This window comes from Methanobrevibacter sp. YE315 (assembly GCF_001548675.1).
Taxonomy (GTDB): Archaea; Methanobacteriota; Methanobacteria; order Methanobacteriales; family Methanobacteriaceae; genus Methanocatella.
This window is the reverse complement of record NZ_CP010834.1, coordinates 656,283-675,924: the sequence shown is the minus strand read 5'-3', so window position 1 is coordinate 675,924 and position 19,642 is coordinate 656,283. Positions and strand designations below refer to the sequence as shown.

Annotated in this window: 24 protein-coding genes; 4 read left to right on the top strand and 20 right to left on the bottom strand. The window is 32.3% G+C overall.

Translation table 11 applies throughout. The annotated features are described in order from the left end of the window. Nucleotides 1-95 precede the first annotated feature (95 nt). From argJ to TL18_RS02990, 8 genes are all read right to left on the bottom strand, one after another. Nucleotides 96-1,319 carry a bifunctional ornithine acetyltransferase/N-acetylglutamate synthase gene (argJ, locus tag TL18_RS03025; protein ID WP_082706344.1) on the bottom strand — a complete coding sequence of 408 codons (1,224 nt, stop codon included), beginning with the start codon at nucleotides 1,317-1,319 and terminating at the stop codon, nucleotides 96-98. A gap of 8 nt (nucleotides 1,320-1,327) precedes the next feature. Further along, the gene (locus TL18_RS03020) at nucleotides 1,328-1,672 is read right to left on the bottom strand and encodes a hypothetical protein (RefSeq protein WP_067041140.1); all 345 of its coding nucleotides are present in this window, start codon (nucleotides 1,670-1,672) and stop codon (nucleotides 1,328-1,330) included. A gap of 25 nt (nucleotides 1,673-1,697) precedes the next feature. Beyond that, nucleotides 1,698-2,900, bottom strand: a complete 1,203-nt coding sequence (locus TL18_RS03015; protein ID WP_067041137.1) for a hypothetical protein — start codon at nucleotides 2,898-2,900, stop codon at nucleotides 1,698-1,700. Next, nucleotides 2,893-3,918: a Zc3h12a-like ribonuclease gene (locus tag TL18_RS03010; protein ID WP_067041135.1), complete on the bottom strand. Its 1,026-nt coding sequence runs from the start codon at nucleotides 3,916-3,918 to the stop codon at nucleotides 2,893-2,895. Before TL18_RS03010 ends, TL18_RS03015 begins: the two co-directional genes overlap by 8 nt. A gap of 79 nt (nucleotides 3,919-3,997) precedes the next feature. Beyond that, nucleotides 3,998-4,741, bottom strand: a complete 744-nt coding sequence (locus TL18_RS03005; protein WP_067041133.1) for a metallophosphoesterase — start codon at nucleotides 4,739-4,741, stop codon at nucleotides 3,998-4,000. Between the two features lie 5 nt (nucleotides 4,742-4,746). Continuing rightward, the gene (locus TL18_RS03000; protein WP_067041131.1) at nucleotides 4,747-5,097 is read right to left on the bottom strand and encodes a nascent polypeptide-associated complex protein; all 351 of its coding nucleotides are present in this window, start codon (nucleotides 5,095-5,097) and stop codon (nucleotides 4,747-4,749) included. Between the two features lie 89 nt (nucleotides 5,098-5,186). Further along, entirely contained in the window at nucleotides 5,187-6,329 is a 1,143-nt protein-coding gene (locus tag TL18_RS02995; RefSeq protein WP_067041128.1) for an aldo/keto reductase, read from the bottom strand. A 124-nt stretch (nucleotides 6,330-6,453) separates the two neighbouring features. Further along, the gene (locus TL18_RS02990) at nucleotides 6,454-7,518 is read right to left on the bottom strand and encodes an acyltransferase (RefSeq protein ID WP_067041125.1); all 1,065 of its coding nucleotides are present in this window, start codon (nucleotides 7,516-7,518) and stop codon (nucleotides 6,454-6,456) included. Nucleotides 7,519-7,558: 40 nt separating this feature from the next. Here TL18_RS02990 and TL18_RS02985 point away from each other — a divergent pair, with 40 nt between their 5' ends. After that, entirely contained in the window at nucleotides 7,559-8,110 is a 552-nt protein-coding gene (locus TL18_RS02985) for a DNA-3-methyladenine glycosylase I (protein WP_067041122.1), read from the top strand. A gap of 35 nt (nucleotides 8,111-8,145) precedes the next feature. Here TL18_RS02985 and TL18_RS02980 read toward each other — a convergent pair whose 3' ends face one another. From TL18_RS02980 to modA, 5 genes are all read right to left on the bottom strand, one after another. Beyond that, on the bottom strand, nucleotides 8,146-8,787 hold the full coding sequence (locus TL18_RS02980) for an acyltransferase family protein (protein WP_067041119.1): 642 nt from the start codon (nucleotides 8,785-8,787) through the stop codon (nucleotides 8,146-8,148). 16 nt (nucleotides 8,788-8,803) lie between these two features. Continuing rightward, nucleotides 8,804-9,223 (bottom strand): heparan-alpha-glucosaminide N-acetyltransferase domain-containing protein, encoded by a 420-nt coding sequence (locus TL18_RS02975; RefSeq protein ID WP_067041116.1) that lies wholly within the window; start codon nucleotides 9,221-9,223, stop codon nucleotides 8,804-8,806. Nucleotides 9,224-9,274: 51 nt separating this feature from the next. After that, a complete protein-coding gene (locus tag TL18_RS02970; RefSeq protein ID WP_067041114.1) occupies nucleotides 9,275-10,312 on the bottom strand; it encodes a sulfate/molybdate ABC transporter ATP-binding protein in 1,038 nt (345 codons plus the stop codon). 24 nt (nucleotides 10,313-10,336) lie between these two features. Continuing rightward, nucleotides 10,337-11,011 (bottom strand): molybdate ABC transporter permease subunit, encoded by a 675-nt coding sequence (gene modB, locus TL18_RS02965; protein WP_197031842.1) that lies wholly within the window; start codon nucleotides 11,009-11,011, stop codon nucleotides 10,337-10,339. Nucleotides 11,012-11,332: 321 nt separating this feature from the next. Further along, nucleotides 11,333-12,160 carry a molybdate ABC transporter substrate-binding protein gene (gene modA / locus TL18_RS02960; protein WP_231483651.1) on the bottom strand — a complete coding sequence of 276 codons (828 nt, stop codon included), beginning with the start codon at nucleotides 12,158-12,160 and terminating at the stop codon, nucleotides 11,333-11,335. Between the two features lie 475 nt (nucleotides 12,161-12,635). Between modA and TL18_RS02955 the strand changes: the two genes are divergently transcribed. After that, the gene (locus TL18_RS02955; protein ID WP_067041110.1) at nucleotides 12,636-13,043 is read left to right on the top strand and encodes a pyridoxamine 5'-phosphate oxidase family protein; all 408 of its coding nucleotides are present in this window, start codon (nucleotides 12,636-12,638) and stop codon (nucleotides 13,041-13,043) included. Between the two features lie 16 nt (nucleotides 13,044-13,059). On the opposite strand, the gene TL18_RS02950 is transcribed toward TL18_RS02955, so the two are convergent. The 3 genes from TL18_RS02950 to TL18_RS02945 all read right to left on the bottom strand — a co-directional run bounded on the left by TL18_RS02950 (nucleotide 13,060) and on the right by TL18_RS02945 (nucleotide 15,568). Continuing rightward, a complete protein-coding gene (locus tag TL18_RS02950) occupies nucleotides 13,060-13,779 on the bottom strand; it encodes a carboxymuconolactone decarboxylase family protein (protein WP_067041103.1) in 720 nt (239 codons plus the stop codon). A gap of 65 nt (nucleotides 13,780-13,844) precedes the next feature. Further along, nucleotides 13,845-13,958: a symporter small accessory protein gene (locus TL18_RS11290; protein WP_369814535.1), complete on the bottom strand. Its 114-nt coding sequence runs from the start codon at nucleotides 13,956-13,958 to the stop codon at nucleotides 13,845-13,847. Further along, nucleotides 13,958-15,568, bottom strand: a complete 1,611-nt coding sequence (locus TL18_RS02945) for a sodium:solute symporter (RefSeq protein ID WP_067041100.1) — start codon at nucleotides 15,566-15,568, stop codon at nucleotides 13,958-13,960. Before TL18_RS02945 ends, TL18_RS11290 begins: the two co-directional genes overlap by 1 nt. A gap of 242 nt (nucleotides 15,569-15,810) precedes the next feature. Between TL18_RS02945 and TL18_RS02940 the strand changes: the two genes are divergently transcribed. Next, on the top strand, nucleotides 15,811-17,112 hold the full coding sequence (locus TL18_RS02940) for a phenylacetate--CoA ligase family protein (RefSeq protein WP_067041097.1): 1,302 nt from the start codon (nucleotides 15,811-15,813) through the stop codon (nucleotides 17,110-17,112). A gap of 9 nt (nucleotides 17,113-17,121) precedes the next feature. Then, nucleotides 17,122-17,553, top strand: a complete 432-nt coding sequence (locus tag TL18_RS02935) for an amino acid-binding protein (RefSeq protein ID WP_067041094.1) — start codon at nucleotides 17,122-17,124, stop codon at nucleotides 17,551-17,553. Nucleotides 17,554-17,571: 18 nt separating this feature from the next. Here the strand turns inward: TL18_RS02935 and TL18_RS02930 are convergent, their stop codons facing one another. From TL18_RS02930 to TL18_RS02915, 4 genes are all read right to left on the bottom strand, one after another. Beyond that, nucleotides 17,572-17,817 carry a hypothetical protein gene (locus tag TL18_RS02930; RefSeq protein ID WP_156064524.1) on the bottom strand — a complete coding sequence of 82 codons (246 nt, stop codon included), beginning with the start codon at nucleotides 17,815-17,817 and terminating at the stop codon, nucleotides 17,572-17,574. A 58-nt stretch (nucleotides 17,818-17,875) separates the two neighbouring features. Beyond that, nucleotides 17,876-18,478: a hypothetical protein gene (locus tag TL18_RS02925; RefSeq protein ID WP_067041091.1), complete on the bottom strand. Its 603-nt coding sequence runs from the start codon at nucleotides 18,476-18,478 to the stop codon at nucleotides 17,876-17,878. A 244-nt stretch (nucleotides 18,479-18,722) separates the two neighbouring features. Next, nucleotides 18,723-19,001, bottom strand: a complete 279-nt coding sequence (locus TL18_RS02920) for a hypothetical protein (RefSeq protein ID WP_067041088.1) — start codon at nucleotides 18,999-19,001, stop codon at nucleotides 18,723-18,725. A 55-nt stretch (nucleotides 19,002-19,056) separates the two neighbouring features. Next, complete coding sequence (locus tag TL18_RS02915; protein WP_067041087.1) at nucleotides 19,057-19,641, bottom strand: indolepyruvate oxidoreductase subunit beta; 585 nt, start codon at nucleotides 19,639-19,641, stop codon at nucleotides 19,057-19,059. Between the last annotated feature and the right edge of the window lies 1 nt (nucleotide 19,642).

The following is a 19,642-nucleotide window of genomic DNA, read 5'->3' as shown; positions in this document are numbered from 1 at the left end:
CATATCTTACCCTCCTTAAAAATCAATCATAAAAATAATTAGAATTATATCTATAACAAAAAAATATTTGTTTTCAAGATATTTAAAGCTTTTCTTTAAGTGGTATATTCTGCATTAATTTTAACATAATCATAAGTTAAATCGCATCCCCATGCAGTTGCTTGGCCATCCCCTAAATCAAGGTCAATGTTAACAATGACGTTTTTAGACTGCATTATTTTTTCAGCTCTTTCAAGGAAAGGAGTATCTTCAAATGCTAAAATTTCCCCTTTTCTAACCAAATCCACTTCATCCAAATCATCAGCAATAGCTATTGTTACAATATCCGGATCTAAATCACATCCTGAGTATCCAATTGCTGAGACAATTCTTCCCCAATTAGGATCCCCACCGAATACAGCAGATTTAAAAAGACTGGAAGAAATAATGGATTTTGCAGCCAATTTAGCGTCTTCAAAATCTTTTGCACCAACCACATTTGCTTCGATAAATTTAGTGGCCCCTTCACCATCACGAGCCATTTTTTTAGCCAAATCAATGCACAAATAATTTAAGGCATCCTGGAAATTTGAATCCAATTTTCCATCGTTAACAACATTAATTCCAGATGCGCCATTTGCCATCATCAAACAGGTATCATTAGTGCTTTCATCACCATCCACAACTATCATGTTGAAACTGACATCAGCAGCTTTTTTTAATGCATTATTAATTTCATCTGCAGGAATAACTGCATCAGTTACAATAAACGAAAGCATTGTGCCCATATTTGGAGCAATCATTCCACTTCCTTTTGTAATGCCTGCAATTTTGACTTTATCTCCAGTGGTTAAGGTCACTTCAACAGCACATTCCTTAGGAAATGTATCTGTTGTCATAATTGCCTTTGCAGCGGCAAGGGAATTTTCAGGCTTATTTCCCAATTTTGAAATTGACTCATAAGCCACTTTGGAAATGATATCAATAGGCATTTCACGACCTATAACACCTGTTGAAGAAATAGCAATTTCATCTGAAGGCAATCCCAAATCTTTTGATAATAGCTCAACTAAAGTTTCACAATCTTTGATACCTTGTTGACCTGTAAAACAATTGGCATTACCACTATTTACAAAAACAGCAGAAATAATTCCTTTTTTAAGTACGTTTTTTGTGTATTTAACAGGAGCTGCAACGACTTTGTTTGATGTAAACACGGCAGATGCTGTGCTGTTTGGGGATAAAATTATACTAACACCATATTTGCCTTCACGTGCTCCTGATACCTTAAGATTTTCAATTACTGAAAATCCTCCATCCAAATCTCTAATAAAATCCATAAAAATCACTAATATGACGGTTCAGTTGTAAGATTTAATTTTGCTATAGTTTCATTATCGTTATAATCAACGCGATCCAATTCCACATCATAATCTATGGAATCTGTATTATTTGACAAATTAGTCATTTCTTCTGTGACATTCTCCCAATGAGCTCCCTCAGAAGAATCATCCAAAGTAAAGGAAATTCCAATTCCTGCACCAATTACGAATGCAACCAAAGCAAGAATCATAAGGAACAAAAGTTTACCACTGCCTTTCTTTTTCTTTTTCCTTGCATTCCTCTGATTTTGATGAGCATTCATTTGATTTCTAGGGATTAAAACCCTTTTATTATCTTTCTTCCGCCTCATACTATTTCTCTTTTTTTAAATTTCATTAAGCAACAAATGCATAAATTAAAGCCAAAATTATGCCTATAAAACTATATACTCCCAAACCTAAAACTGACATTAAATATGTGAAAATAAACACAAATGCAAATATTCCAATTAATTTTGCTTTTTCATTTTCAATTAAGTTAATCAAAGTTCTTGTGAATTCTGAAGGAATGTTATATGCATATAATCCATTAGCTAATTCAAATACAACTAAAGATAATGGAGATGTTGATTGAAGACTATCAACAAGTTGAGCCCTCTCTCCAGCTTCTCTTCTACTTCTGCCTATTCCTGCCCTGATTTTTGCACCGTTATCTAATGCAAACCATGCGGCATCAAGACCTGCACGAATAGCCAAATCTTTTGATGGGAATCTTGCTATAAAATCATCCCCACCTTCACGATAACCTTCCAATTCCCCGTCACATTCCGTTTCAATGAAATTTTTAATACCTGTCATTAATTCCACAAGCTGATTTCTACCGTTCTTATCTATGAATTTTGTAGAATTAATTAAGTCAATGAACAGATAATTTTCTAAATCAATTGGTTTTGATTGTTGAAGCAGGAATGGGGAATCGAAAACAAGCGCATACTCTCCGCCTAATTTTGTAAATGCAATACCTGGAAAAGTACCTACATTTTGAGTGTAATGAATAGCACGTTCAATAGAAGCCGCACCAGTCATGCCCACTGCGGAAATGACTTGAACTCCCTCGGACAATCCTATTCCAATAAGTTCAATAGCTACACGGATTGCATCATTTTTACTTAACATTTTTGCAACAAGTTCAGTTGCTGTTTTTTCAACAACTTCCCCCTTTTCAGTTTCAATAATCTTAACAAAAATATTAATTAGGTTTGAAGGATTAGGTAATTCAATATAGAAATAACGATCACTACCCATGATGATATTACTTACCAAGGCATACTCTTCAATCTTATTCTCAGCAGGCTTCAATTCATAAAAACTATAATCTGAAGGAATATTTTCTGCACCGACATCCCTTATAAGATTTTGCAAAATGGTGTCTGAATTGATTTCCGCCTTTTCAAGTTCGAAAAGAATGGTTTGAGTATAATTAAACAACTCTACATATTCAGTTTCAAGAGAATTTGTTGGAAAAAATTTTGTTCCAACAGCAATCGGTTCTAATTTAGTAGTAAGTTTAATAATAGCCTTGGTTAAAGGATTAACCATCTAAGCCCCCTCCCTTCTCAAGTTCAATTTCAAACTCGCCAGGTTTTTCTAAAAACATGTCTGGTTTGACAGAAACAAAAGGGAATTTCCAAGATCCAAGTCTTCCAGCTATTGTACTAGCAATATTTCTAGAGTTTCTTTTGATGAATACTTCATCATGAGTGCTTACACGAATTAAAATATTATATGGAGCGTATTCAGTTACTTCATCTGCCAAAAGAATATTCAATTCAAAAGTACCCGGTTTAGTGAATAAGTCATTACGAACAGCAATCAAAGGTTTCTTTTCAAGACCTAATCTATCTGCAACGGTGACTGATATATTTCCAGCATTTTTTACTGCAACCTTATAATCCTTAGGGTGAACTAATACAAATATCACATATGGAGCAGCCACTTCAACATCGTCAACCATCTCTACAATCTTATTAAACATTGGGATTTTTGAGAAGATATTTTCCAGTTTAGAGTCTGCATTACTCTCATTGTCAATACGAATAATAGCTTGTTTAGCAATATTCAATGGGGATATCTCCAAACCTTCCTTACCAGTATATATTTCCCATTTTTTAAATTCCAATTCCTTAATTATTTCATTACAGATATGTTGAAGAATATTTTTATCTTTTTTAGGCTTTTTAGGTTTTCCAAATGTGAGTCTGCCGTTTTCAATGATAAATGGAATCCTCATAGAAGAAATGTTTTTAAATTCAGCAGCATAATCTCTGAATTTATCATTAGACAATATTTTAGCTTTTTCATCATAGGCTATTTCTAAAATAAAATGGTCTGCATCATTACCTGCTGGAACTTCCTCTACATTTTCGCTTTCCAACAATTTCAAATATTTTTCCTTATCATCAATGTCATGACGAAGTGATGCGTCGGCAATAATTACAAATTCATCTTCACTTTCTTCCAATGCTTTAACAGCAGAAAGAATATTAGAGATTTTAGGTTGCCCATTTTCATTTTTTACATGATAAGCTACATTAGAAGCATCAACGACTACTTTCATAATATCACCTAACAATATATTATTAATCTTAATTCAATTCAGTATAATATATTTTTGTATTCTATTATTTAAATTTAATTTATAGTTTATTCCTTGGATATTTTCCAAATAAAAATTTTTCTCCACCAACATTATGGAGAAAAATCTCTATTTCTTCCTTATTTATGTTATAAACATTATAGGAGTTATTTATTTTTCCTCTAAGCTTTGTTGAACATAATGAACCTGCATTAACAACGATTGTATTATTTATTTTCCAAATATTTGGAACATGCTTGTGACCTGATAAAACTAAATCAACTTCATGAGTGGTTAAAGTCTTTAAAATATCCCCTGCATCTGATAAAACATTACGTTCACGGCCTGTTTGAGGAATTGAAATCACATGATGGTGCAAAGCGATAATTGAAAAATTTTCATTAATGACACATTCATCTAATTGATGTTCCAACCACATGTGCTGAGGACTTCCAATATGGCCCCTATTTTCATCAGGAGAACTGCTATCCAATCCTATTACGGTTAATTCATCACCCATTGTTAGTTTCCAACTTTTTTCACCGATTAACTCTTCAAAAGTGAGATAACCCAAATTACGGGCATCATGGTTTCCAGGAACGGCAAATAATGGTGCTTCAAACAATTCTAAATATTTTGTTGCTTGTTCGAACTGCTTATAATAACCATCGCTGGTTATATCTCCAGTCAGTATAATCATATCCGGTTGCAAGTCATTGATTTCGCTTACAGCCTGCATGAAAACATCTTCATCGAAATGGAATCTGCTAACATGCAAATCTGAAATATGTGCAATAACAGTCATATTATCTATTGGTTTAATTTCATGATAGCTTCAGCAAGGTCTCCTTTGCATTCTTCCAAAGCTGCTTTTGCTTCATCTTTAGAAACACCTGCACTATTGGCTACCATTTCAACATCCTCATCTGGAATTTCGATTTCATATTCAAGTTCGACTTCACGGGCTTTACCATCTATCTGGTAAGTTTCTTGACCCATCACATTCATTAAACTTACACTAGGATCATCAATAATTAATTCTTTATCATCAAAACGGATAATAACTTCACGGACACCTTCTAAATCTTCCATTTTCATGCCCATTTTTTTCATTTGTCTTTCCATTTGTTTCATTTGTTTTTTATTCATTCCAGGTATCATAATAAAACCTTCAATAAATTAACTATTTATAAATATATTATTAATTGTTATTAAAATTAACTTAACACATTGAAAAAATAAAAAAGGATTTAATTTTTAAATCCGTAAATTTCCGTTTCAAAAGTTTCTGCAACATCTTTTAAGACTTCAGGAATATTGATTTGCTGTGGACATTCCTCTATGCAATTTTCACATTCTATGCAGTCTGAAGCAATCCCTACATCTGGAAGCTTGGAATAGTTCAGATATGCATTTCCAAATTGGGTCCATTCATCAATCTTAAGCATCTTATGCTTATTGTACAAATCGAATAATTTTGCAATGTCTATTTCTTCAGAACATGTATCGACACAGTATCTGCATTTTGTACAGTCCACAGTAATATTGCTGTTGATGATTTCGGAAACCCTCTCAAGGATTTCGAATTCTTCATCATTTAAAGGATCTGCATTTTCGAATTCCTGAATATTGCTTTGAAGTTGTTCTAAACTACTTGCACCTGTCAGAACCACACAGACGTCATCAAGATTGGCTACAAATCTCATGGCCCAGGAGACAACTGATCTATCCGGATTATATTCTTTCATGAGTTTTTCTGCCTCTTCAGGAACATCCGCTAAAAATCCTCCCTTATATGGCTCCATAATCATTACTTTCTTATTATATTTTTTTGCAACCTCAAAACATTTCCTTGATTCGATTCCTTCATCTTCCCAGTCGAGATAATTAATCTGAAGCAGTACAAACTCCAGTTCAGGATGTTCAAACAGAATCTCTTCTAAAAATTCGGAATTTCCATGAGTGGACAAACCGATATGTTTAATGAATCCTTCTTCTTTTTTCTTTTGTATAAATGAATATAGATCAACGTTTTTCCAAGCGGTTTCAGTGAATCCGCTTACATTATGCAACATATAATAATCAAAATATTCAACGCCACAATTTTCAAGCTGTTCAGCGAAAATCGGTTCCAATTGTGATTCTTCAGTAATGACAAATAATGGTAATTTAGTTGCTATTTTAAATGAATCACGAGGATATCTTTCAACAACGCATTTTTTAAATGTCTTTTCCCCTAAACCTTCATGATAGACGTATGCAGTATCAAAATGATTAAATCCGCTTTCTATGTATGCGTCAACCATCTGATTTACATGTTCATAATCAATGCTTGTAAAGTCATTTTCATCCAAGATTGGTAATCTCATCATTCCCATGCCTAATTGCATCATATAACCAGCCTCATATTAACTAAATTTAATATTATATATTTGATTAATCTAAATTAATTCTTTCTCTTTATCAGATAGCTTTACATTAATATTCAGCTTTTAAAGTAATATATTCCATACATCACTATTTTACTCCGCTTCCAACTTTCAATATCGGAATTTTGCTCATAATATAAATTAAAGCCCAGCAGATGCTAATGATTATCACAGCGGACAATGGGAAATAAATAAACAGGTTCTTATTACCCCAACCCTGCATAAATCCGAATTTAAACAGGTATAACATCAAAATATAATGTGAAAAGTAAATGCCGAAACTGCATAGGCTGAATTGTACAATGATTTTGCCGAGAGTCTGTTCTTTTAATGGTTTGATTTTATCTGAAATCATTTTAACGTCAGCATATTTGAATGCGATAAACAAGCCAACTGTTTCCATGACAACGCAGATGTCAAAAAAGTCTATTGGAGCTAATGAAAATCCACCTAGACCTTTGTAATAAATCTTTATAAAATGGCCAAGGATTCCAACTAAAAACATCAGAATTCCAATGAAAAACATTCTTCGATTGGAAAATTTGAATTTGGTATTATGAACATAGGAACCAATAATAAAATACCCTAAAACAGGGAAGAAGTTAAATATAATCCTAAAATCGTATTTGATTTGTTGAACATCAAAAAATCCTATCGTATAAAGTATTGATAGAATTATTGTTATTAAAATTAAGTATTCTGAACCGAAAGGACCATACTCACGAATGAAACTACTCAAAACAGGAATTAACAGATAAACTCCAATTAAAGACCATATAAACCAAAACAATGAGGATAGCTCATGGGATCCGAATATCACTCCATAAAAATAATCCAATGTAGGCTCATAATGCCAAATAAGAATGCCTGCAATCAAATAAACAACAATCCAAAACGCGAATGGCAAAACAACTCTTTTAAATCTTTTTTCTAAAAATTGCTTAATATCATGCTTTCTTGTTAAAAGCAAAGCACCGCTGACTGTGAAAAATAGAGGAACACCTATTCTGGTTAATGAAAAAACACCAGAACAAATTTGCCAAGTAAAAAAATCTTTTGAAAATAAACGAATCAAATGCCCTAAAACAACCAAAATAATTGCAAGAGACCTCACTTCATCTAAATATAAAATTCGCTTCGGACTGATTTTCATTGAGAATATATTTAAATAATATACATTATAAGTATTTCTTATGGAAAAGAAAAACCGTTGCTCATGGGTGAATTTGAACGAAGAAACATACATAAAATACCATGATAATGAATGGGGAATTCCAACCCATGACGATAAGGAATTATTTGAAATGCTTGTTTTAGAATCGTTTCAGGCAGGCCTTTCCTGGATCACCATCCTTAAAAAAAGAGAAAATTTTAGAGATGCCTTTGACGGCTTTGATGTTGAAAAAGTAGCAAACTATGATGATGTTAAAGTTGAGGAATTGCGTTCAAATGAAGGAATTATCCGACATAAAGGAAAAATTACCTCCGCAATTAACAATGCAAATGTATTTATTGAAATACAAAAGGAATTTGGAAGCTTTGACAAGTATATCTGGGGATTTACAGATGGTGAAATTATCAAAGGAGAATTTAAAACTGAATCTGAATTATCCAAAGATATATCTAAAGATTTAAAAAAGCGCGGAATGAGGTTTGTAGGTCCGACAATAATATATTCCTATCTAGAATCAATCGGAATAATCAACAATCATGAGCCTAATTGCTTTAAATTTAACTTTGAATAGACAATGCCCCAATTATCAGATATTTTAAATTTTTTTCATTTAAAAACTAGATTCTTAACCTTAACATAAGCTTCAGTTAAAATAAGAGTGGCAATCAGGACAAATAATAAAGTCAATATGGCTATCGGCAATGTGGCTTTAATCTGTAAGAATTGATTTATATATGTTAAAGAAAGAATTAAAGCCCATTGGATAATATAAATGATTGTGACGTTTTTACTGGTTTTAACTATGAAATCTGTAATTTTAGGAGATAACCTTTTAGTTATAAAATACAGTAATGAAACAATGAACAATATTACTGCAATCAAAATAATAATGTCCGGAATTGAAGGATGAAGATATTCTAATTTTTCAGGTACAGTACCTCCCACTGTAGAAAACATGCCTTCACGTGTAATTAAACCTACTATCAAAAAGATAAGTGATATGATCGCTGTTGGCCTCAATATTAATTTGTATAACTGATCTTTATCATTGCATCTGATTAGGTTTTCACCGAATAGCATTCCAAAAGCTGGAACGATAAACCAGTTCAAAATAGGAAAACAGCTAACTGTATTCTGTCCGAAGGTTTCTATTAAATTACCTAACAATTGATTCAAATAAATATTACTAAAGGAAAAATCTGAAAAATAACTTGCAATTAATGAAAATACAATACTTATTAAAGCCATTCGAAATGTGCTTACGTCAAATTTTAAGAATACCAACAAGAATAAATGTTAATCCCGCGAATTGAAGTATGTCATTTGCTAAAAAAGACAACAGTGAATATTCCAATGGAACGCCTGCAGAATAATTTGAAAGGAAATACATTGTGTTGACAATCAAACCCAATAAAAGTAGCTTAATTCCCCTAATAACAAATTCCCTTGGGGAATCATGTCTTGTATAAATCATCCCAATTCCCATGGCAAACATGAATATTGGAGCGGAACATTGAAACAATATAAACATATATTCAGTAATAATACCATAATCCAAGTTACCGAAAGTGCAAAAAGCAAAATAATGAACCAGAATCATGAGAAATATTGCAGATACTTTTGCAAGGTCCCATTCAACCTGCCTAGATGAATTAACTTTTTCTTTACAAAACAATTGGGTCATGTTATAAATGTTTATTCAACATGATATTTAAAAATAAAGTGATAAGTCAAACTACTCTTCCAACAAGATTATATCTTTAGGGTCAATTTTAATATAGTGAGGAATCTCAAATTCGTGATCATAAATCAATTTATCATATTTCCACCATAAACCGTTTGTCAAGGTTATTTCCCATTCAAAAGGCATTTCTATCACTGTAGAATTTGTGGTGTCTATCACATTAACATCATCTTTTTCAGCAAAGGAAAAATCGTGCGCCCTTATTCCAATATGAGTGATATTTGGTGAAATCTTTTCAGATACTTCAAATATTAGTCCCCAGTCTAAAGATTTGAGATGATAATCATCAATAACCTCTATTTTGGAAATGTTTTTACAACCAGTTAGTCTTGCAACCTGAACTTTTCTGGGATTTTCAAATATTTCATAGGTATCCCCTTTTGCTATAATTTTACCTTGATCCAATATTATAAGTTCATCACAAAACTGAAACGCTTCATCACGGTCATGAGTAACCATAATGGAAAATCCATCAAAATCTTTTAGTGAATTAACAAGTTCAATACGCAATTGTTCTTTTAAAAATGTATCCATAGCACTGAATGGCTCATCCAATAATATAACATCAGGACCATAAGCCAATATTCTGGCTAAAGCTACTCTTTGCTGCTGACCTCCAGACAATTGTCTAGGATATCTTTTTTCCAATCCTTCTAAATGAAAACGCTTAATTAATCTATCCACAAGGTTCTTATCATAATCTTTAGGTAACCCTGCAGCAACATTTTCTTCAACAGTCATATTTGGAAATAACGCATAATTCTGAAATAAGTAACCTACATTTCTTTTTTGAGGTTTTAAATTAATTTTTTTACTGGAATCAAAATAAGTGGTTTCTTCATTAGTTTTTAAACTTACAACCCCTTCATCCGGAGTCACAATACCCGCAATGGATTTCAATGTCATACTTTTACCACAGCCAGAAGGACCAAGAATACCCAAACGCCTTTTTTTCAATTCAAAATCGACATCCAAGTCAAATTCTTTAAGCTGCATTTGAATATCTACTTTTAACAATTTATTATCCATATTTGATCCCCTATAAAATGTAAACTATTTCCATTGTTTTTCCTTTCGTAAAGAAATGTAATCCATGATGAAAATAGCAAAAAATGCTATGATGATAATGACTATTACATAATCAAAAGCCTCACCCATATTACCTGCAGCTACTTCGGAATAAACCGCCATAGGGAGAGTTCTGGTCTGTCCTGCAATATTACCCGCAAGCATAGCTGTAGCACCAAATTCGCCTAAACCACGAGCATAAGCAAGAATTCCTCCACTAATAATTCCTGGTAATGCATTTGCAAATAAAACTTTCCAGAAAATTTTCCACTCAGACATCCCCAATGTACGTCCCGCATCCAGTAAGTTAGAATCCACTTGTTCAAATGCTCCTCGGGCAGATCGATACATTAAAGGAAAAGACATGACAACAGCAGCAATAACTGTTGCAGACCATGAAAACGCTATTTTTACAGCAAAAAAGTCTATAAAAAACTTACCTATAGGCCCTCTAACACCAAAAATCCACAGTAAAAAGAACCCTACCACAGTAGGGGGTAATACAAGAGGGAGTGTAAAGATACCGTCAAGTATAATCTTTGTTGTATCATTTTTTACCTTAACAATACCCCAAGCAACAATCAAACCTAAGAAAAAGGTTATAAAAATTGACAAACTTGCAGTCTTCATTGAAATTGCAATTGGTGACCAATCCATCATGTTGCTATCCTCTTTAACAATATTTATTTAAACTACCTCAACTTCATAGAAGCCAGGGATTTTACTTCACACAAGACTATTAGAAAGTAATATATCACAGCATTCTCGCGTGAAAATTTAACAATTTATATAATAATTCTTATTTAAAACTTGGTTATCGTTTTAAAAAAAGTTATTAAAACTATTACAGTAATCAATTTTATTTATATGATTTAAATAATTTCTAAGAGTGTTCGAAAAATAGAATTTTTCCACACTCAAAGAAATTTACTCCAACTTAAAAAAGTTTGAGAATTCTTACATTACAATACAATGCTGAATCTATTCATGGATAGTAAATCCATATTCTACAAATATGTCTTTAGCTTCTTGGGTTTGCAAGAAGTCCATGAATGCTTTTGCAGAATCTGTATTATTTGAATCTTTAATCATAGCTATAGGATAAATTACCGGAGTTTTTAAAGCATTATCAGGAGCTTCACAAACTACTGTAACATTTTCATTAGATTTAGCATCGGTAGCGTATACAATACCACAATCTGCAGATCCTTGAGCTACTTGGTTCAATACAGCAGTTACATCAGTACCTAAAGATAATTTAGGTTCGACAGAACTCCAAAGACCAGTGTTGTTTAAAGCTTCTTGAGCATATTGTCCTGCAGGTACAGATTCAGGGTCCCCAATAGCAATGGTACCATTCACATTTTTCAAGTCATCGAATGAAGTAATGTTTAAAGTTGAGTCTTTTGGTACAATTAAAACAACTTTATTTTCTAAAAATTGAACATTAGTATCATTGTCAATTAAACCTTTTTTAGCTAATGCATTCATTTGTTTATTAGCAGCGGACATGAATATGTCTGCTTTTAAACCATTTTCAATTTGAGTTTGTAAATCTCCACTTGAAGCATAAGTAGGAGTAACTTTTATACCAGGATATTTTTCATTGAACAAAGGAATTAAATCCTTATCAAAAGCATTTTTTAAACTAGCAGCAGCAGCCAAATTAACTTCACCAGTAGCGTTAGCATCAACAGAGGATGAGTCCCCTCCTAAGAAATCAAGGAAACCAGCGGAACATGCTCCTACACTAACAATAACTACTAAAGCTAAAATTGCAACAAATAACAATTTTTTCATAGATTTCATGGTTATTTCCTCTTTATCTTTAATTTATAAAAAACACCATCAGACATCAAATACTATAATTCAAAGATTAGAAAAAAAGATTATTACACATCTGCATTACATAACATGAAACTGCAGACGAATAATATCACAGTAATTAAAAATACTATTCAAAATAACACTAAATTAATAATATTATTACCCTCTTCATTACCCAATCTTAAATTATTATTTAATTATCATGATTAGTAATTATAAATCTAATTACTATGATATATAAATATTTTCATAACGAACTGAACATATATCTTCACATTGATACAATTTCGAAAAAAAAGCATTAATTTAAAATAGTCAAAAGCGGAAAAAATAAGTTTTTTTACACAAATGGCGAAAGTAAAACCCTTATAATTTAATTAAGAAATCGAATAGAAATAATATTAACATGGAACTTTTAAATACTAATTAAACAATATATAGAACTAGAGGTGTCAAAATGTCAAACATTCAAAAAGTAGATGAATTATTAACAAAAGCACAAGTGTTTTACCTTGCAACAGTAGACGGAGACAAACCAAAAGTCAGACCACTTGGTTTCCATTTATTATTTGAAGACAAAATATACTTTGGAGTCGGGGACCATAAGGATGTATACAAACAAATGCAAGCAAATCCGAGTGTTGAAATAGCAGCGTGGGATGGAGAACACTTTTTAAGATATTATGGAACCGTTGACTTATCTGGAAATGATGAAGTTGTTGAAAAAGCATTTGAATTAATGCCGGAAATAGCTGAAGCATACAAAGCAAACAATTGGAAAATGGGCGTATTCTACCTCAATGACGCTACAGCAGAATTTAGAAATATGTTTGCTATTGAAGAATCCTACGAATTTAAATATTAAGGGAATTAAATTTCCCTTATCCACATATTTCATTGACAATCGCCAATGCGTTCAATGTCCTTGGAAAACCAATATACGGCATTATGACTGTTATTGCAGATACTAATTTTTCTTTATCATTGCCAACATTTAGATTACCTTGAGCATGACCTCTCAACTGATTTTCACATCCTCCTAAAGATGCAAGGAATGCAAATGTTATCAATTCCCTTTGCTTGTCATCCAAACCATCTCTTGTGTAGAAATCACCGAAACAGAATCCTTCCAAAAATCTGTTGAAATGCTTCTGGCCATCAGGCGTATTCTCATTTATCATTTGAATCATTTCAGCTCCAAAATACTTTTCTTGAAGTTCACGGCCTTTTTTATGGCGGTTTTCAACAGAGGTGTTAGATCCTGGAGGCAAAGGCATATCGATTCCTTTTTTCTCAAAAACTTTAATCACAACCCCGAAAAAGTTATGTGCACGGCCAAAACCCACATAAGGAACTGACTGGTACAATAGCTCTTTAACCTCTTGCGGAGTTATATCGCAATCCAATGCAGACAATAAAGTCTTTTTAAATGCTTTTGGTGATTGGCATGCGATTAATGAAGCCAATATAACTAAAATAGATTCCTTTTCACTTAAAGTAGAGTATTCAAACACTTCATCGTATGCAAAATTCTTAAAGATTTCATGAAATTCAGGGTCATTTTTTTGAATTCTTCCAAAATTGTCAAATAGTTTATTCATGAAAATAAATTTGAAAAATAGATTATAAAAAATTTTTTAAAAAAATAAATAAAATAAAAGAGAGTCTAATCTCCTTTATTCCAGTTTATAATACCATAAACAACACATAAAAGTGTAGACAAGATAATTCCAAGATAAACTCCCCAAATCCAAGGATCTTCAATTCCTAAAATCATCATCATGCATCACTTCCTTCTGTGTCAATTTGTTCAAACGCTTTATCAATTACCTCTTGAGCCGGAGGTTTAGTGAGCAGGCTTACAACAATTGTAAATATTGCGGAAACAGGAACTGCTATTAACATAACATCAATGAATGGCCATGGTGCAGCAGGTATCAATGTTTCAACACCACAGATAAATTTACAGATTCCAAGTCCGACAGCAGTCTTTTTAAATACGAATACCATCCAAAACAAACTAACAAGGGTTCCTGATGCGATTCCTGCAATAGCTCCAAGTCTTGTAATTCCTTTCCAGTAAAGTGCTCCCAAAAATACTGGCAAGAATGCTGCTGCACAAATTTCAAAGAACAAGCTTGTTCCAAGTGCAACCACACTTCCTGGAAGTGAATATGCCATAATTAAAGCAAGGAGGATAGCTATTAAAATACCTACTCTTGAAATGCTTATCTGATCTAATTTCTGTTTGGATTTATCTCTTATTGTACCGTAAATATCTACACCGAATGCGGTTCCCTGAGTGTGCAATTGTGAAGAGATTGTTGACATTGCAGCTGCAATCAATGATAACAGGAAAATGTATACGAACCATTCAGGCAAGGCCATTGTAATGAATGTCGGAATAACCTTATCAATGTTTCCTCCAACTACATCCACAGCAATTTTGCCTAGCTTATCATAGAAATATACGTTTGAAAGGGATCCTACGATGTATGCGGTTGTTGGCATGATTGCAATGAAGATACCTCCAATCAAAACAGACCTGTTCAATTCCTTATCTGATTTAACTGTCATGAATCTTACGATTAATGAAGGTTGAGCAAGCACCCCAATACCTACACCGATAAGAGTTGATGAAACAAGTGACCACCAGAATGGTGTTCCAAACTCTGGGAAGGCCGTCCAGCCCGTACCTCCTGTAGCCAAAGCATCGGCAGGATAGAGATTAACCATGTTTGTTAATGCAGTGTTTGCAGTGTGTACTCCTCCGAGCAACCAGTATACAAATACAAGTAAGAAAATCATAGCAACAACCATGATTGTTCCCTGCAGTGCGTCTGTATACATTACACCACGAATTCCACCGAACAACACATAAAATGTAATAATAATTGATAAAATAAGTAAAGCAATACTGAAATCAATTAATAATGATGATTCTAAAAATCTTGCAGCCCCGATTAATACTACAGCTGCATAAAGAGGCATTGCACAGAAGATTATTAATCCTGAGAAATAATGAATGAATTTTGAGTCGAAACGTTTACCTAAAAACTCAGGAAAAGTTAAAGAATCCAAAGCATGCCCCATTCTACGAGTTCTTTTTCCTAAAAATACAAAGGCTATGAATACACCAATAATAATATTTAAGAATGCTAGCCATAAAACACTCATACCATATTCACTTGCAACTCCACCAAAACCAACAATAGCTGCTGTCGAAATAAAGGTTGCTCCATAACTCATTGCCATAATGAATGGGTGCGTATCTTTACCAGCAATCATAAAGTCTTCAGAGGAATTAGTTTTTTTGTATGCATAATAACCTACAAAAACAAGCGCGAATATGTAAATTATAAATACAATTGCCAAAATCATTACGTTCATAAATAATTACCTCTAAATATTAAAAATTATTAATATTACTATTATAATATTATAGATTATGAATATATAAATATTTTCACATAAAGATACATTGATGTACTTTTTAGTACATTATATTTAGTTTAATCTTTATCTCAAATAATATTATATAATTAAAAAATTAACATGAAAAAATAATAAAGTTTTATAAACATAAAATGAAATAATTAAACATTGCAATAAATTTGTTAAATAGGGATACTATGTTTTGGAATGAAAAGGCAGAATGTATGGGAAAAGAAGAAAAAGAAGAACTGCAACTAAAAAGACTACAAGAAACAGTAAAACTAGCATACGAAAATGTCGAATTTTACAAAAAAAGATTTGATGAAGCTGGAATAAAACCAGAGGATATCAAAACTTTAAAGGATATTGAAAAAATACCGTTTACAACAAAAAGCGATTTAAGAGAAGCTTACCCATTAGGATTACTTGCGGTTCCCCGTGAAGAAATTGTCGAAGTGCACGCTTCATCAGGAACAACAGGGAAACCAACAGTGACCGCATACACACAAAATGATTTGGATATATGGGGAGAATGCATTGCACGCGGACTTAAAATGGCCGGTGCCGAAAAAGAATACATTATCCAAAATGCTTACGGATATGGTTTATTCACTGGAGGTTTTGGAATCCACCATGGTGGAAATAAGATGGGCGCTATCACAATCCCTATATCAGCAGGAAACACACAAAGACAACTCGATACAATGATCGACTTCCAAAGTGATATTTTAACCTGCACTCCTTCTTATGCAATGTATTTAGGAGAATCAAGAGAAAAAGCCGGAATTTCCCTTGAAGACATTAACCTAAAAGCAGGAATCCACGGAGCAGAAATGTGGACCGATGAGATGAGAAAAAGAATTGAAGCATCTTTAGGAATTAAAACCTATAACATTTATGGTTTAACCGAAGTTATGGGGCCGGGAGTAGCTCAAGAATGCGAATACCAAAATGGAATGCACATCCAAGATGACCAGTTCTATCCAGAAATTATCAATCCGGAAAACGGCGAAACCTTAGATTACGGTGAAAAAGGAGAACTCGTTTTAACTTCCCTAACCAAAACTGGAATGCCTATTATAAGATTTAGAACAAAAGATTTGACTTCACTTATTGGTGAAAAATGTGAATGTGGAAGAACAACCGTTAGAATGACCAGAATCACCGGTAGAAGCGACGATATGCTAAAAATCAAAGGTGTTATGGTGTTCCCATCCCAAATTGAAAAAGCATTGCTTAAAATTAAGGGAATTAGTCCTAATTACATGATTCACGTTACCAGACCAGACATTTTGGATGAAGTTGAAGTTAAAGTTGAAGCGTCTAAAGAATTATTCTTCGATGAAATGAAGGAAATGGAAAAAGTAGAAAAACAAATCCAAGCATCAATAAGATCAGAAACAGGCCTTAGAGTAGATGTGACAATCTGTGAACCAGAATCACTTCCAAGAAGTGAAGGAAAAGCCGTTCGTGTAATTGATGAGAGGAATTTTGAATAGGGTGATAAGATGGCAGTTAAACAAATATCAATTTTCATAGAAAACAAAGAAGGAAGGCTTAAAAAAGCCATAAATACATTAGCACAAGAAAATATTAATATTCGTGCTCTTTCAATAGCTGACACTACAAAATACGGAATTTTAAGATTGATTGTTTCCGATAATGAAAAGGCAATAGAAGCACTTGAAAAAGATGGTTTTATTGTTAAAGAAAATGATGTCATTATTTTAGCAATCCCAGACAAACCTAATGGATTAAATTCAACATTAGAAGTCTTTGATGAAAAAGGCATTAATTTAGAATACTTATATGCATTTGTAAGTAATAAAACTGATGAAGCCATTGTTGTCATGAGATTGGAAGATATGGAAAAAGCTATCGAAGCTCTCAAAGATAGTGATGTTAAAATTTTAGATGATAAAGACATAAAAGAACTATAGAAAAGATTAATTTCTTTTCTACAACTTATTTTTAATTTTTATTTCAATTACTTTTTCTAAAGGAATTTCCGTTTTATTAGCAATATCTTCAGCATTATCACCTGATTTTAAGAGATTAACGATAATTCTTTCAATACCCTGTCCAATGCCTTGTTCTATACCTTGCTCTATTCCTTGCTCTATTCCTTGCTCTATTCCTTGCTCAATACCGTCATCTTTGCCCTGATTATATTTATTTTCCCCGTATTCATGAATCAAACTCATTCTACCACCTAACATATCACAAATTATATTTCTTTCCAACGTATCCTCAACGAATTTGTCAGTTGTTAACCACATTATCCCATATGATAGATCTTTTTGAGATGCTGTCAAATCTTTTAATTTGAATAGAATTCTTATTAACCCTGTAAATGTATTCAACAATGTTTTTACCTTTTTTACTTAATGGAACTAAAGACAACAATATAACATATCTACCATGAAGCTTTTCTTTATTTTTAAGTTTAGTTTTAACATTATTTATAATTTCTTCACTATATAAATTATTTAACCCCTCTATTTCATATTTAAATACATTTAATTTGTTGTATTTATACTCAATAATCTTAGAATCTTCAGCAGTGCTTAAAACAGATAAATTTACTTCTTTATTGTTCTTTTTATTTTGGTCAGTTATTGCAACATAAGAATGGGCTCTTTTTGAAAATTCTTCATTTACATTAGTACTCTGAAATTCAATGATTAAATTTTCATTATCCAACTCCAAAATTAGGTCTGGTTTAAAATTTGTTGGGTCAATATGCCTTAACTCTTTAGTCCACACTTTTGTTCTTTCAGATTTTTTGCCCATAATCTCTAAAAGAATACCTGCATCCTCATCTAAAACGTTTTTAAATAACATGCCCTCTTGAAACTCAGCCATATTAATATACCTCCCCAGTGGATAAATATAATTATGACACGGTAATTTAAAAAGATTTATATTGGAATCAAAGAGTATTAATTTAAATAAAATGGTTTTACGGAGTAAATATTACAAAACCGGAGCAATAGAACAAAATAAAAACAATTTTCTATAAGAATATCAATTAAATTATAAAATTATCTAAAAAAAGAGTGTCAAAGAATATTTTCAAAAAGCATTATAAAAAAGTAAAGAAAAATAGCTAAAATTCTTTTAATAAATTAGCCATATCTTCTCTAGAATAGCCTAAACGAACAAAAAGGCTTTTAAGTGGTTCAGTATCAGGAATAGGACCTAATTCCTTCCAAGTTTTAAAATCATTTTTCAAGATACCATTGATTAAAAGCTGGATAGTAATTAAGTCATCACTTTTAATCGCAATAAATGCATCTTCATCACCAAAAACATTTTCAGGATCAATCAAGGTTAATTTTCCATTCCTGTCTTTTTTTATAATAGCATTGTCAATTTTGTAAGCCATAATACCACACTTTTATTATCTATTTAAATTATTAGTTTAAATAGTATTTAAATTTTTAACCTTTAATAGATTTGTACCCACTTTCGATAGCTTTTAAATTCATCTCGTGGAATTTAGGTTTTAGATTATTTTTCATTGCATCGATGACTGATTCTTTTGTCAATGGGAATTTCTCATCAGCGGTAACTGCACCCAAAAGAACCATATTCAAGGCCAATACGCTTCCAGCATCCATAGCTAATTCAGTACCGTCAATCGGAAGCACATGTTTAAAATTCTCTTTTAAAGTTTTAGTTATGCTGTCCACGTTAGGATAAGCCTTATTAGATGAGGATGGTATTATCGGATGAGTGTTATAAACAATTTTGGTTTCACTATTTACCTTATCCAAACCTCTGATTGTTTCTATCGGTTCAAAGGAAAGTAGCATATCTGCACCTTGTTTTGGAATGATTGAAGAATTGTATCCTCCAATTTTAAGTTCTGTGGAAACAGATCCTCCTCTTTGAGACATTCCATGAATTTCACTCATAACAACATCAAGTCCCTGATTCATTGCGGCTTCACCAATTATTGTTGAGGTCTTAATGATTCCTTGACCTCCAACACCGCATATGTAAATACAATAACGATTATCCATA